15 protein-coding genes are annotated in these 13,406 nt (G+C 58.9%); 3 read left to right on the top strand and 12 right to left on the bottom strand.

Annotated elements, in window-relative coordinates:
* Positions 1–10: 10 nt before the first annotated feature.
* The gene (locus AC2FFA_RS14095; protein ID WP_496852064.1) at positions 11–1,174 is read left to right on the top strand and encodes a lytic murein transglycosylase; all 1,164 of its coding nucleotides are present in this window, start codon (positions 11–13) and stop codon (positions 1,172–1,174) included.
* 13 nt (positions 1,175–1,187) lie between these two features.
* Here the strand turns inward: AC2FFA_RS14095 and AC2FFA_RS14100 are convergent, their stop codons facing one another.
* From AC2FFA_RS14100 to AC2FFA_RS14120, 5 genes are all read right to left on the bottom strand, one after another.
* Positions 1,188–1,985, bottom strand: a complete 798-nt coding sequence (locus AC2FFA_RS14100; protein ID WP_496852065.1) for a class II glutamine amidotransferase — start codon at positions 1,983–1,985, stop codon at positions 1,188–1,190.
* 133 nt (positions 1,986–2,118) lie between these two features.
* Positions 2,119–2,469, bottom strand: a complete 351-nt coding sequence (locus AC2FFA_RS14105; RefSeq protein ID WP_496852066.1) for a hypothetical protein — start codon at positions 2,467–2,469, stop codon at positions 2,119–2,121.
* A 55-nt stretch (positions 2,470–2,524) separates the two neighbouring features.
* A complete protein-coding gene (locus tag AC2FFA_RS14110) occupies positions 2,525–5,980 on the bottom strand; it encodes a chromosome segregation SMC family protein (protein ID WP_496852067.1) in 3,456 nt (1,151 codons plus the stop codon).
* A gap of 164 nt (positions 5,981–6,144) precedes the next feature.
* Complete coding sequence (locus tag AC2FFA_RS14115) at positions 6,145–6,546, bottom strand: hypothetical protein (protein ID WP_496852068.1); 402 nt, start codon at positions 6,544–6,546, stop codon at positions 6,145–6,147.
* A gap of 26 nt (positions 6,547–6,572) precedes the next feature.
* Entirely contained in the window at positions 6,573–7,766 is a 1,194-nt protein-coding gene (locus AC2FFA_RS14120; RefSeq protein ID WP_496852070.1) for an aminotransferase-like domain-containing protein, read from the bottom strand.
* Between the two features lie 150 nt (positions 7,767–7,916).
* Between AC2FFA_RS14120 and AC2FFA_RS14125 the strand changes: the two genes are divergently transcribed.
* Positions 7,917–8,687 (top strand): FadR/GntR family transcriptional regulator, encoded by a 771-nt coding sequence (locus AC2FFA_RS14125; protein WP_117869895.1) that lies wholly within the window; start codon positions 7,917–7,919, stop codon positions 8,685–8,687.
* Positions 8,688–8,729: 42 nt separating this feature from the next.
* On the opposite strand, the gene AC2FFA_RS14130 is transcribed toward AC2FFA_RS14125, so the two are convergent.
* The 6 genes from AC2FFA_RS14130 to AC2FFA_RS14155 form a co-directional block, all read right to left on the bottom strand.
* The gene (locus AC2FFA_RS14130) at positions 8,730–9,584 is read right to left on the bottom strand and encodes a hypothetical protein (RefSeq protein WP_162896810.1); all 855 of its coding nucleotides are present in this window, start codon (positions 9,582–9,584) and stop codon (positions 8,730–8,732) included.
* Between the two features lie 180 nt (positions 9,585–9,764).
* On the bottom strand, positions 9,765–10,325 hold the full coding sequence (locus tag AC2FFA_RS14135) for a F0F1 ATP synthase subunit B (protein ID WP_496852071.1): 561 nt from the start codon (positions 10,323–10,325) through the stop codon (positions 9,765–9,767).
* A gap of 5 nt (positions 10,326–10,330) precedes the next feature.
* Entirely contained in the window at positions 10,331–10,882 is a 552-nt protein-coding gene (locus AC2FFA_RS14140; RefSeq protein ID WP_117869898.1) for a F0F1 ATP synthase subunit B', read from the bottom strand.
* Between the two features lie 86 nt (positions 10,883–10,968).
* On the bottom strand, positions 10,969–11,193 hold the full coding sequence (locus AC2FFA_RS14145) for a F0F1 ATP synthase subunit C (protein WP_005981269.1): 225 nt from the start codon (positions 11,191–11,193) through the stop codon (positions 10,969–10,971).
* A gap of 48 nt (positions 11,194–11,241) precedes the next feature.
* The gene (locus tag AC2FFA_RS14150) at positions 11,242–12,000 is read right to left on the bottom strand and encodes a F0F1 ATP synthase subunit A (RefSeq protein WP_117869899.1); all 759 of its coding nucleotides are present in this window, start codon (positions 11,998–12,000) and stop codon (positions 11,242–11,244) included.
* Positions 12,001–12,002: 2 nt separating this feature from the next.
* Entirely contained in the window at positions 12,003–12,335 is a 333-nt protein-coding gene (locus AC2FFA_RS14155; RefSeq protein ID WP_117869900.1) for an AtpZ/AtpI family protein, read from the bottom strand.
* Between the two features lie 231 nt (positions 12,336–12,566).
* On the opposite strand from AC2FFA_RS14155, the gene AC2FFA_RS14160 reads away from it, so the two are divergent.
* Positions 12,567–12,902 carry an ArsR/SmtB family transcription factor gene (locus tag AC2FFA_RS14160; RefSeq protein ID WP_299637197.1) on the top strand — a complete coding sequence of 112 codons (336 nt, stop codon included), beginning with the start codon at positions 12,567–12,569 and terminating at the stop codon, positions 12,900–12,902.
* Here AC2FFA_RS14160 and AC2FFA_RS14165 read toward each other — a convergent pair.
* On the bottom strand, positions 12,899–13,312 hold the full coding sequence (locus AC2FFA_RS14165; RefSeq protein ID WP_117869902.1) for a universal stress protein: 414 nt from the start codon (positions 13,310–13,312) through the stop codon (positions 12,899–12,901). The two genes, AC2FFA_RS14160 and AC2FFA_RS14165, sit on opposite strands and share 4 nt — an antisense overlap.
* Positions 13,313–13,406 lie beyond the last annotated feature (94 nt).

A 13,406-nucleotide genomic window follows, 5' to 3' on the forward strand; every position in this document is an offset into this window, starting at 1 on the left:
GACACTTGTCATGCGTTTTCTTTCCGGCCTTATCGCCGCTGCCCTGTTTGCCTCTCCTGCCCTGGCCCAATGTGGTGGTGACTTCAATTCTTTTGTCAAAGGGCTAAAGGCCGAGGCCAAACAACAAGGCTTTGAAAAATCCACCGTGAACGCTTTTTTCAAAGGCGTGCAGCAGGATGGCGCCGTGCTGAAGGCCGACCGGGCGCAGGGAGTGTTTCAGAAGCCCTTCATCGAGTTTTCCCGTCGTCTGATCTCGGCCAACCGTATCGAACGCGGGCAAGCGATGTCGCGCAAATACGATGCGGTATTTGACCGGATCAAGAGGGAATACGGCATCTCGCGTGGGGTGTTGCTGGCTTTCTGGGCGTTCGAGACCGATTACGGATCGTTTCAGGGCGACTTCAACACCCGAAACGCACTGGTGACTTTGGCCCATGACTGCCGTCGACCCGACCTGTTCCGCCCCCAAATCTTTGCAGTTATCGAGCTATATCAGAACGGTGATTTCGACCCGGCTCGTACAACGGGCGCATGGGCGGGTGAAATCGGTATGGTCCAGATGCTGCCGCGGGATATTCTGGAAAACGGTGTCGATGGTGACGGCGACGGGCATGTCCGTCTGAAAACCTCGGCCCCCGATGCGCTGATGTCCGGGGCCAAGATGCTGTCGCATCTGGGCTGGCGAGCAGGCGAACCCTGGCTACAGGAGGTCACGGTGCCCGCGCAGATGGATTGGTCGCTATCCGGTCCCGGCAAGCCCCGTTCGGTGGCGGATTGGCAGGCCATGGGCGTTCAGGCGCGCAGCGGGTCGCTGGCGAACCTGCCCGCCTCGCTGATCCTGCCACAGGGGCACAACGGCCCGGCCTTTCTGGCCTATCCGAACTTCGACGTCTATTTCGAATGGAACCAGAGCTTTGTTTATGTAATGACCGCCGCCTATTTCGGTACACGTCTGGAAGGGGCGCAGATTTACGATGCCGGCAATCCCGCACAAGGCCTGAACGGGGCGCAGATGAAGCAACTGCAAAGCAAGCTTCAGACCAAAGGGTATGACGTTGGCAAGGTCGACGGGATCCTTGGGGCTGGCACCAGAGCGGCCGTGCAGGCGGAACAGAAGCGGCTTGGCCTGCCGGCCGACGCATGGCCGACAGTGGATCTGCTAAACCGGCTTTAAGCAGCAACCACGCTCACGCGACCCATTCCCGTTCCTGCGAAACGTGGGGTGCAAAGGCGCGCGTCGTCACCACGGCACCGTCGGTTTCGATAGCAGTGTTGGGCTGTATCTCGAGCCATCCTTCATTATTGGCATCCAGTGGCTCGGACGAAATGATGAAACCGTCTTTGCAGGCCTTGTAATGCAAGCTGGGCGCAAACCGATCAGAGGCATAACGGGCCGCAAAAACCCGTTTGCCGTCCGACCAGCAGGCGGCAAACCGAAGATAGGGTGATGCTCCTCGGTGCCTGGAAAGGGCTTCGACCCGACCGACCGCACGGGCCATTGCACCAACAGGGTCGGCGTCCAGCCCCTCTCCATGGGCGATGAGAAAGATCGCCTCACTCTCGGTTGCGCCCACACGATGTTGGTACAGGTACGCCGGGATCATGGTATCAAGCTCTTGCCGGATTCGTTCATGACCCCCGGCCTGACCGTTATGCATAAAGCTCCATCTGCCGACGCCGAAGGGGTGACAGTTGTTGCGCGAGGTCGCCGTACCCGTCGAGGCCCGTACATGGGCCAGAAACAGCCGTGATTTCGTGTGATGCGCCAATTGCTTCAGATTGGCATCAGACCACGCTGGATGGGTGTCCTTGTAAAAGCACGGCGTTTCACGATCAGAATACCATGCCAGACCGAACCCATCCGCGTTTATCGGTGTTTTCCCAATCAATGCGTTTCGGCTTTGAATAACAAGCGATTGTTCTTGCTCAAGGACCAGTTCGTCCAGATATCGCTGCTGCCCAACCCAAGCCAAAAATCGGCACATTTTTTTTCCCGTACATCAAAGAAGATTCTCCGGGACGATACCGCCTTGGTTGTCAGGTTTCCTCCCTTACATCATCTGGATTCTCGGTATTTGGCTATCAAATGATCTGTAAATATAAAAACTTCAGATCATTTTATTCACTGCGCACCGGATACCGGTCGCCTTTTTCGTCAATCAGGATCAACCTTTCCCCCCTGCGCACGTACAAATCGCACCGGCTGAACCCGGTGCGATAGGCGATGCAGACACTGCCATCCTCGGCAATGGAATAGGTACCAAAAGCAGAATCTCCGCTCGCGTATGTGTAGGAATAGGCCCCGCCCGCTGAGAATTTCGCTTGCCCGTCGTCGTAGAAAGTCAGTGTCTGTCCTGCCAAAGCGTCAAGCTCAGCGGTTGTCAGGGGAATATCCCCGGTTTTGACAGGCCAGTCGGCGGCAAAGGCCGGGCTGGCGGCGACGAGGGCAGAGATCAGAAAGCGCGTCATGCGCCCAGACTAGCGCGATAAAGTCGCACCCGTCATAAACTTGCAGTGAACGGGGTCACGCAACCATCTGTTCGGCCTTCTTCAGATCGACCGAAACCAACTGACTGACACCCTGTTCCTGCATGGTGACACCGAACAGGCGATCCATGCGCGCCATAGTCACCGCATGGTGGGTGATGATCAGGAAGCGCGTGTCGGTCTGGCGGCACATCTCGTCCAGCAGGTCACAGAAGCGCGTCACGTTTGCATCGTCCAGTGGTGCATCAACCTCGTCCAGCACACAGATCGGGGCTGGATTGGCGAGGAAGACGCCGAAGATCAGCGCGGTCGCCGTCAGGGTCTGTTCACCGCCCGACAACAGGCTGAGAGTCGAGAGCTTCTTGCCAGGCGGCTGGCACATGATCTCTAGACCCGCGTCCAGAGGGTCGTCACTTTCGACCATCACAAGATTGGCCTCGCCACCACCAAAGAGATGCTTGAACAACATGGCGAAGTTGGAATTCACCTGTTCAAACGCGGTCAGCAAACGCTCGCGCCCTTCGCGGTTGAGGCTGGCGATACCGCTGCGCAGGGCCTTGATCGCCTCTTCCAGATCGGCTTTTTCGCTGCTGAGCGTATCGAATTCTTCCTGAACTTCCTTGCTGTCTTCCTCGGCCCTCAGGTTCACCGCACCCATCGCATCGCGCTGGCGTTTGTGACGGTTCACTTCGGATTCCAGAACGTCCGCAGCTGGCATCTGGTCGGGGTTCACGTCCAGCTGGTTCAGCAATTGGTTCGGGGTCAGTTGCTGATCCTCGGCAATCCGTTCGGCCGCCGCGACAACACTTTCCTTGGCCGCGTCACAGCGCGCCTCGGCCGCGGCACGGCTTTCGCGCGCTTCAGATGCCAGACGCTCGGCTTCCCGTTCGGCCAGAACGATTTCACGCTGCTGAGCCTCGGCTTCAGCCAATTTGTCGGCTGCTTCGGCCCGCCGAGCCTCGGCGGCAGCGATCAGTTCGTTCAGTTCCTCACGCGCCTCGGCGATTTCGCTGGGCGCGGCCATGGCCTCGGTCAGCTCTTCTTCCGAGCTTTCCTTGCGCTCGGCAAGTTCCGAGATCCGCTTTTCAGCCGTTTCTAAACGGTGGCGCCATCCACTGAGATCCTTTGTGACCTCTTGGGTACGACGTGTGCGGGCGTCCCCTTCGCGGCGCAGTTCGTCATGGGTCGAGCGGTGGGTCAGCATGGTGATCCGCGCCGCCTCGACGGTCTGCTTGATGTCTTCCACTTCTGCACGGGCGCTGTCGAGGTCGCCCAGGCCGTTTAAAGAGGCTTCTGCCTCGCGCAGTTGCGCACGGGCCGACATCGCATCTTCCTTGTGACGGTCCACGGCCAGAGCAAGGGTTTCCAGCTTGCCTTGTGCAAGATTGCGATCCGCTTCGGCCCGGCTGAGCAGACGGGCGGTTTCAGCCATGCGCTGATCAGCAGCACGGCGGGCTTCACGCGCACGGCGGTCTGCCTCAGTCACATCCGCCAATTGCTGAGACAGTGCTTCATGTGCGGCACAGGCACCGTCAGCCTGTGCTTCGGCACGGGCAAGGTCCTGTTTCAGCGCTTCCAGCCTGTTGAGTTGCTCCAACCGCAGAGCAGCAGCACTTGGCGCGTCTTCGGCCCAGGCACGGAACCCATCCCAACGCCACAGGTCGCCCGAGCGGGACACCAGACGCTGGCCGGGTTTCAACGACGCCTGCAACCGCGCGCCCTGATCCGTATCCACCAACCCGATCTGGGCAATTCGGCGGCTGAGACGATCCGGCCCCGAGACATGAAGCGCCAGTGGTTCAGCCCCTTCAGGCAATGGCTGGTCGCTGTCATATCCAGCCACCTGCACCCAGCCGGACGGGCCGTCGCCCTCAACCAGCGGCGCGCGCAGATCGTCAGCCAGAGCAGCACCCAGAGCCTTTTCATAGCCGGGTTCGACGCGCAGCAGGTCCAGCACCTGACCACCTTCCGCTGTGTCGCGTTCCACCAGCTTGGCCAGCGCAGTGGTTTCGGCCCGGATCGCTCCAAGCTCGCCTTCCGCTTCGGAACGTCGCGCCCGGGCCTCGGCTTCGCGCCCTTGCGTTTCGTTGCGGAGTTCATCCGCTGCGGCAAGAGCCTCTTCGGCGGCTTCGACCGCTTCACGGGCTTCTTCCTCGCCCAATTGGGCTTCTTCAAACGCCTCGCTGGCGCGGATCAGGGCTGTTTTCGCCTCGTCCACGGCCTGCCGGGCTTTTCCCTCTTCACCCTCGGATCGGGCCAGCGTCTTGCGACTGTCTTCGACCAGACGCTGGGCTGACTGGTGCCGGGCAACTAGGCGGGCCATATCCTCGGTTTGCTGCGACAGGTGGTCTTCGCGTTCCTGTAGGATCGAGGCCGCCTCGCGGGCGATTTCCGCCGCCTCGGCCACTTTCTCATCGTGACCTTCAGCTGCCTTGGCCAACTCGCGCGCTTCCCATTCCAGCCGTTCGATCATTTGTCCCGCATCGCGGTTCAGACCGGCTTCGCGTTCGATGTCGTTGCCAAGCTGCTGGATTCGGTTGGTCAGTGTTTCGATCGTCTGACGCGCGCGGGTTTCCTGATCGGACAATTGATCGCGCTGCACCTGCTGGCGTTGCAGCACGGCGGCGGCAATGGCCTCTTCCTCGCGCAGCGGCGGCAGGGTTTCCTCGATCTCGGCACGTTTCGCGGCAGCAGCGCGGGCTTCAGCCTCGGCACGGGAGGCTTCGGTGATCCGCTCACGCAGTTTTTCTTCGGCCTGCTGGCGGGCCATGTCGGCCTCTTTCCAACGTCGATAAAGCAGCATTCCCTCGGCCTGACGCAGCTGTTCGCCAATTTCGCGATAGCGCGCCGCCTGACGGGCCTGACGCGCAAGCTGGGCCAGTTGTCCGCCCAACTGCTCCAGCACGTCATCGACGCGGGTCAGGTTGGCTTCGGTGCCCTTCAGCTTCAGCTCGGCCTCATGGCGACGCTGATAGAGGCCCGAGATCCCGGCGGCCTCTTCCAGAATGCGGCGACGGGCGCGCGGCTTGGCGTTGATCAACTCGGCAATGCGGTTCTGTCCGACCAACGCGGGCGAATGTGCACCGGTCGAAGCATCGGCAAACAGCATCTGCACATCGCGCGCACGAATGTCTTTGCCATTTGTCTTGTAGGCACTGCCCACATCGCGGGTGATGCGGCGTACGATTTCCAGTTGATCGCTGTCGTTGAACCCCGACGGTGCCAGACGCTCCGAGTTGTCCAAGGTCAAAACGACTTCGGCAAAGTTGCGCGCCGGACGTGTGGCAGCACCGGCAAAGATTACGTCTTCCATCGCGCCGCCGCGCATGGATTTGGGGCGGTTTTCCCCCATCACCCAGCGCAATGCTTCCAGAAGGTTGGACTTGCCGCAGCCGTTCGGGCCCACCACACCAGTCAACCCGTCCGCGATGATCAGATCGGTCGGATCAACAAAGCTTTTGAAGCCGGTCAGTTTGAGCTTGCTGAAACGCAATGGCTGCGTGTCCCATGATTCCTGTGCATTGAAAGTCTGCGCAAGGGATGGGGTCTGAGTCAACGGAGTTGCGCAGGATATGGGATTTCAACTTGAGTTATCCACAACATCTTGCCTAAATGCGCAAGAATGCGCGTGTTTTAATAAGGGGTGCATTCAAAGACCTAGTAACCGTAGTCGTCACCGACATTTTCATAGGCACCATAGTCGATGCACTCGTAGTTCGGGGTAGAGACGGCTGTCAGCAGCAATTGCTTGCCCGCCTCTCGATCACACCCCAGAACACCAACCGTGACCGCCGCATCACCCAAAACATCCAGGACCGGACAGCCCGAAACCTGCGCCATCGCCAACGCGGCCCGATCCCGAACTGAACCCAGCCGAGGGGCGTATTGTGCGTTGATCCGCACAGCCTCGGCCAGATCGCCACGCACGCGCACATCGAACACACTGCCATTCACAGCCACGCGCGTGGCAGGAACATCGCGAAAATGCGGAGTGCCGGCGACGCAGGCGGCCAGCAACAGAGGTGCGAGAAACCGGATCATGCCGCAGAGTTGCAGCATTTTGGTTAACAGAACCTTTCCGAACGTCAGGCCCGCAGCACCTCTCCCAGCCGGCGAATGCCTTCGCGAATCGTCGCCTCGTCGGAATTTGAAAAACTGAGACGGATCGTGTTTGCACCGCTGCCATCCGGGAAAAACGCCTGCCCCGGAACAAAAGCTACTTTGACTGTGTCCAGCGCACGCGCCAGCAGGTCAGAGCCAATCCTCCCCTCGGGCAACGTGACCCAGATGAACATTCCACCCTCAGGGCGTGTCCAATCCACCCCGTCCGGCATATGCTGTTCCAATGCGTTCAGCATCACATCACGGCGGCTGCGATAGACTTCGCGCACTTTTGGAATATGAGTGTCAAAACAGGCCTGCGCCACCTGATGCACGGCCATCTGGTTAATGGTCGCGGAATGAAGGTCGGCTGCCTGTTTCAGCAGTACCATCTGAGAAATGACTGGCTTGGACGCAACGACCCATCCCATGCGCAAACCAGGCGACAGCGTTTTCGAGAAACTGCCGCAATAGATCGTCCGACAGTCCTCGATTGACCCTTTGCGGGCCTGCTCCAAAGACAGTATGGGGGGGATCGGTTCCCCGTCGTAGCGCAGAGCCTGATAGGCTCCGTCCTCTATCAACGCGCAATCCAGCTCCTCGGCCAGATCCAGCAGAGCCTCCCTGCCCTGCAAGTCCACGGATTCTCCTGTCGGGTTTGCAAAATCCGCTGACAGATAGGCGAACTTCACAGTGCCTTCGCCTGCTGCGGCCTTGTATTCGTCCGCCCCTTGGTTGCCATTGAGCCGGTCAAAGCGCGGCTCATAGGCGTTGAATGCCGCCAGCGCACCCAGATAAGTGGGCCACCCAACCAGGGCCGTATCGCCGGGGGACAGGAACAGCTTGCCCAGATAGTCCAGCGCCTGCTGTGAGCCCGAGGTGATCAGGATGTTGTCGATGTCACACTCCACCCCGATTTCGTGCATGTGCTGCACCAGCCACTGCCGTAATGGAACATAGCCTTCGCTGACCGAGTATTGCAGCGCCTGCGCTTGCATATCCGGCCCCAGGGCCTGCTGAAACGCCTGTGCAAATGCATCGGCGGGAAACAGGGCGGGATCAGGAATCCCACCGGCAAAGGAAATGATGCCGGGTTGGTCGAGCAGCTTCAGCAGTTCGCGAATCTCTGACGCTTTCATCCGCGAGGCCCGGGTGGCAAACAAAGGGTTTTGGGACATGAGGTTCCTCCGATCTCAATTCGGCGCAGCCTATGCCCTCTCACATTAAAGTCAATATTGCTGACCTTATTTTTCGGCGGATGTGACCGGGGATTCTTGAACAGCACCGGCGTCCATGGTCAAATGAATTGACCAATTTCGGAAGACGAGATGCCTTTTCACAAAGTTCAGACGGAAAAACTGTCGCTCGCAGTCGTTCGCCAGATAGAGCTTCTGATCCTGCGTGGCATCCTGCGCCCTGGAGAGCGCCTGCCATCAGAGCGAGAGTTGGCAGAGCGCATGGGCGTTTCGCGCCCGTCCTTGCGTGATGCGATTTCCGAACTTCAGGAACAGGGGCTTTTGACCGCGAAAGCCGGATCCGGGATCTATGTGGCCGAGGTTCTGGGCTCTGCCTTTTCCCCTGCGCTGATCCGTTTGTTCGGCAGCCATGAGGAAGCCGTATTCGACTATCTGTCCTTTCGCCGTGACATGGAAGGGTTGGCGGCCGAACGGGCCGCGCGGATGGGATCAGACAGCGACCTTAAGGTCGTTCAAGCGATCTTTGACAAGATGCAGGCGGCCCACAACCGAAACGCTGCGAATGACGAGGCGCAGCTGGATGCCGAATTCCACATGGCCATCATCGAGGCCAGCCACAATGTGGTGATGCTGCATATGATGCGGTCGATGTATGACCTGCTGGTGCAGGGGGTGTTCTACAATCGCCAGACCATGTTCCGTCAGCGCGCCACCCGCGAGGCCATCCTGGATCAGCACCGCGCCATCAATGTGGCTCTGCAACAGCGTGATCCTTTGGCTGCACGAAATGCAATTGAACGCCATTTGGACTTTGTGGAACGCTGTATGGCGGACCAACAAAAGACCGATCGGAACGAAGCTATTGCGCAACAAAGGCTGCAACACGAAACCGGGCGGACCTAAGGGCCATCCTGATAATTCAGACAGAGCAGGGCAAGGCCGGGACTAGGCGGCGCCTGACGCGGCTGGAAGCAGATGTCGGGGAAACGGAGCCCCGCTGCCTTCTCCCAGACGGTCCTCAGCGGCCAGTGTTGTCAGGGCCGGGTCGATGAACAGCCTTGCACCGCGATCCCTCAGATGTTTGTGCAGCATAACATGTTCGCACACTTGTTGGCCTTTTTCGTCCCGGCAAGAATAGCGCAATCCCCGCAGCGCGCGGGATTTATACAACCCGGCACCTCCGAAAGCGCTGTCGACCGGGATCAGGGGCGTATCGGCAGGAATGTGAAACTGGCGGTCAAAAACAGCGGACTTCATAACAGACCGGCGCCATTTACGACGCCCGAACAGCGGCCTGCGCGTGCTTTGAATGCGTTGCCACACGTCTTCATCACACCAGCCAGGGCATCGCAGCGCGTAGATATCGTCATACGCTGGTTTGGGGTTGGCGAAAACACCTTCCCACAACGGGGCGACCCGCTGCGCTGCTGCCAGAACTGTCTGAGCATCCAGGCAGGTATTCGGACCATCCATATCCAACACCAGTGTCAACTCCAGGTCCCTGTCTTGGTCCTCGAGTTTTTTGAGAACTGCGTTCCTGGCCGCCGTGATGCGCTCGACCCGGTTTGGCAATTCTGACGCTAGACCATCCAGTCGCATGATATCGACATGCCTACTTTGACCCGCATAGTCGGACAACACTTGATCCGTACCGTCCGTGTTGTCGTTCGTCGCAATGGTGACAGTGAACCGGCGCAACTGCGCGGACAGGTTTTCGATCCTGTTGATCGTGTCGATCAGCGCCGACCCGCCATTTCGGACGACGCCGACAATATTCATCGAAACTGCGTTGCCTGACACCGCCTGTCTTTCCCTGCTATTGTCACGCCCCCAGCGGAGCGCTCCTATCAACCTGATCCCCGGCAGGTCGTAGGATTCGGAGTGTTTCGAACAACAGAAACAGAAGCGGGCCAAAAACAAAAGACCCGACAGCCAAAAGCTCTCGGGTCGTCTGTTTCATTTGTCTGTCGGGGTCACCCTTCAGTGCAGCTTGGCACCTACATCTGCAATCGATGCATCGATCAGCTTGTTGGCCTGCGCTGCGGTCATTTGCTTCGCCAGAACCGAGCTTGCCGCGGAAACCGCAACCGAAACGGCCTGATCACGCACTTCCTTCACTGCAGATGCTTCAGCCGAAGCGATCTGGTCCTGAGCAGCCGCAAGACGACGCTCGATCGACTTTTCCAAGTCAGCTTTCGCCTGTTCTGCTGCCAAAGCCGCGTCTTCCTTCGCTGCTGCAACAATCGCATCGGCCTGCCCCTTAACTTCACGCTGCTTGCGCTCGTAAGAGGCCAGCAAAGTGCGTGCTTCTTCATGCAGCGCACGGGCTTCGTCCAGTTCGGATTTGATGCCTTCGGCACGGTTGTCCAGCGCACCGCCGATCATACCGGGGACCTTGAAGTAGAACAGGACCGCGATGAAGACGATGAAGCCCAGAAGGACGATAAAGTCGGTATTGCCAAGCGAGAAAAACGGGCCGCTTGCGGCAAAGGCCGGGCTGGCTGCACCAACGGTCAGGACAAGAGCAAGAGTGTTCCGCATGTCACTTATCCTTTCGTCTGCGCGTCAACAGCACTGGCAATAGCATCAGCTTCCGCTTCGCCGCCCAGCGCAATTACCAGTTCAGCCGCCGTATCCTTGGCAACCACCTGAATGCTTTCCAGCGCACCGACACGGATTTCGGCAATCGCCTTTTCCGATTCAGCCGCCTTTGCAGCGATTTCCGCGTCCGCCTTTGCAATCGCGACATCCAGACCAGACTGGATTTCGGCGCGTGCTTCGGCAGCGATCCGCTGCGCTTCGGCACGGGCATCGGCCAGCGCCTTGTTATAGGCCTCTTCGGCCTCGACCGCTTTGGCCTTCAGATCTTCGGCCGCAGCCAGGTCATTTGTAATGGTCCCCTGACGTTCCGCCAGGATTGCCGCGATGCGCGGCAGGGCCACGCGGGACAGGACCAGAAAGATGACGACCAGCGTAATGACCAGCCAGAAAATCTGGTTGGGGAACCAATCGAAGCAGAGCTGTGGCATCCCGATGGCAGAGCCATGCGAGTCGACGCACGAGCCAACTACTTCTTCTGAAATGGGTTCAGTCGCCATGATGTCCTCCGTCGGAACGTTGTCTTTACAACAGATGGGCCGCTATGGCTTGGGCCCACCTGCGCGTAAGGATCAGGTTCCGCAGATTAGACGGCGAACATCAGCAGCAGCGAGACCAGGAATGCGAAGATCCCCAGAGCTTCTGCGAATGCGATACCGATGAACAGGGTTGCGGTCTGCGAAGCAGCCGCCGAAGGGTTGCGCAGGGCGCCGGCCAGGAAGTTGCCTGCTACGTTGCCCACCCCGATTGCGGCTGCGCCGGAACCGATTGCTGCCAGGCCTGCGCCGATGTGTGCGAGATCGCCTTCCATGATGTTTCTCCTTACGAATTGGAAGTTTCGATGTTTGGGTATCGGACCTTAGTGCGACGGATGCAGCGCATCCTTCAGGTATACACAGGTCAGAATGGTGAATACGTAGGCCTGAATGAAGGCCACCAGGACCTCAAGGCCGTACATTGCGGTGATCGCCAGAACCGACACGGGCGAAATCACGGCAATCGCGGCGAAGCCTGCGAAAACCTTGATCACCGCGTGGCCTGCCATGACGTTACCGGCAAGACGAATGGAGTGGCTGACGGGACGCACGAAGTACGAGATCAGCTCGATGATTGCCAGGATCGGGCGCAGCGCCAGCGGCGCGCTGGACACCCAGAACAAACCCAAGAACCCGGCGCCGTTCTTGACGAAACCCAAAATGGTCACGGTCAGGAAAACGGCCAGCGCCAGCGGGATGGTCACGGCGAAATGCGATGTCGTGGTGAACGAGGTCGGGATCAGACCCAGGAAGTTCGCGGTCACGATGAACATGAACAGGGTCATGACATAAGGGAAGTACTTGACGCCTTCCTTACCGCAAATGTCTTCCAGCATCTTGTAGATGAAGCCATAGGCCAGTTCCGCCACCGACTGCATACGCGTCGGCACAATGGCACGTTTGGATGTGGGCAGAACCAGCAGAGCTGTCACGGCCAGCACTGCAAAGAACAACCACAGAGTCACGTTGGTGACCGTGAACATGCCTATCGCACCGTCGCCGAACAGCGGCTTGACGATGAACTGATCCATCGGGTGGAATACCAGGCTGCTGCCTTCTGCTGCGGTGGTCTCAGTTGCCACGTTCAGTCCCTCTCGTCCTTCTCGGCCGCCGATGCCGCCGTTTGTTTATCTTGAACCTCTTTCGCGCTGCGGAGCATAACCTTCACGCCCGCGACAAGGCCCAGCAATGTGAACAGCACCAGAAAGATCGGGATCGTCCCGAGCAGGCTGTCCAGCCCGTATCCGATGCCAAATCCGATCCCGAGACCGGAAACCATTTCAATGACCATCCTCCAGGCAAGCTCGCCCCCGGACACGTCAGCGTCCGCACGAGGTTTTGGCGCCTTGGCCTTTTTCGCCGCCTCGATCTTGGCCTCCAGCTGCGCCATCCGCTGCTTTTGGTCATCATCGGTCACGGGCGTTTCCCTCGTACAGTCTTGGGCATGGTGCTAAGGCGCGAAAGGCGCAGAGTCAACGACCTAGAACGCCCTGATTGACGCACCTTAACACTTTGAAAAAGTTATATTTTCCAGAATACCCAAGGCACGCCAATCGCTCCGATGGCCACCGCTGCGCCGCCAGAGCCCTGAATCTCCATATTCAACCAAATGGTTGACCAATCCCGACGGCTATGGTTGAGCGGACACATGTCCAACGATCTCGACACAGTCTTTGCAGCCCTCGCCGACCCCACCCGCCGCGCTATCCTGGCGATGCTGCTGGAGGATGATATGGCCGTGACAGATGTGGCCGAACCGTTCGAGATGTCGCTGGCCGCGATTTCCAAACACTTGGTGATACTGACCAAGGCAGGTCTGATCAGTCAGGAAAAACGCGGGCGGGTAAAGTGGTGCAAACTCGAACCTGACGCCTTGCGCGCCGCTTCGGTCTGGATGCAGGGGTTCGGGCAATTCGAACCCGTCAATCTGGACGCGTTCGAACGGTTTCTAGAAATTGAACTGCCGAGGTCGGACGAGGCCTAACGCACCACAAAAACCGACATGCTGGCGTGTTTCGCCAGATAACCGGCGTGGCTTGAGAAGATGTAGTCGGTGATCCGGGGTGCGTGGGTGCCGACAATGACCAGATCTGCGCCAATCTCCTCCGCAGCACGGGTCAGATCGCTGTCCACTTCGGCGGCGACGTCGACCGAATGCACCTTGCGCATGGAAACGTCGGATCCACTCTCAGCAGCCAACTGTTCGGTGAACTCCGCCAGTTCCTTGTCGATCTCAGCTTCGGTTTCCGAGGATTCACCCATATGGGCCCCGGTGACGCTGACCAGAGTAATTTTAGCCCCCTGCCATTTTGCAACTTGTGCAGCGACATCGGCCGCTTTGCGAACCTCGGGCGGTAGATGCCGGTCAATCGGCAACATGATGTGTTTGAACATGATCTCCTCCTTTAGCTTGCTGACGAAGCTAATGGAGGTGCCGCAAGGGCGCCTTGATCTGGCTCAACAAAATCTATCTCTGGGATGTATCTTG

The sequence above is a fragment of the Ruegeria sp. YTSB088 genome, assembly GCF_059609825.1.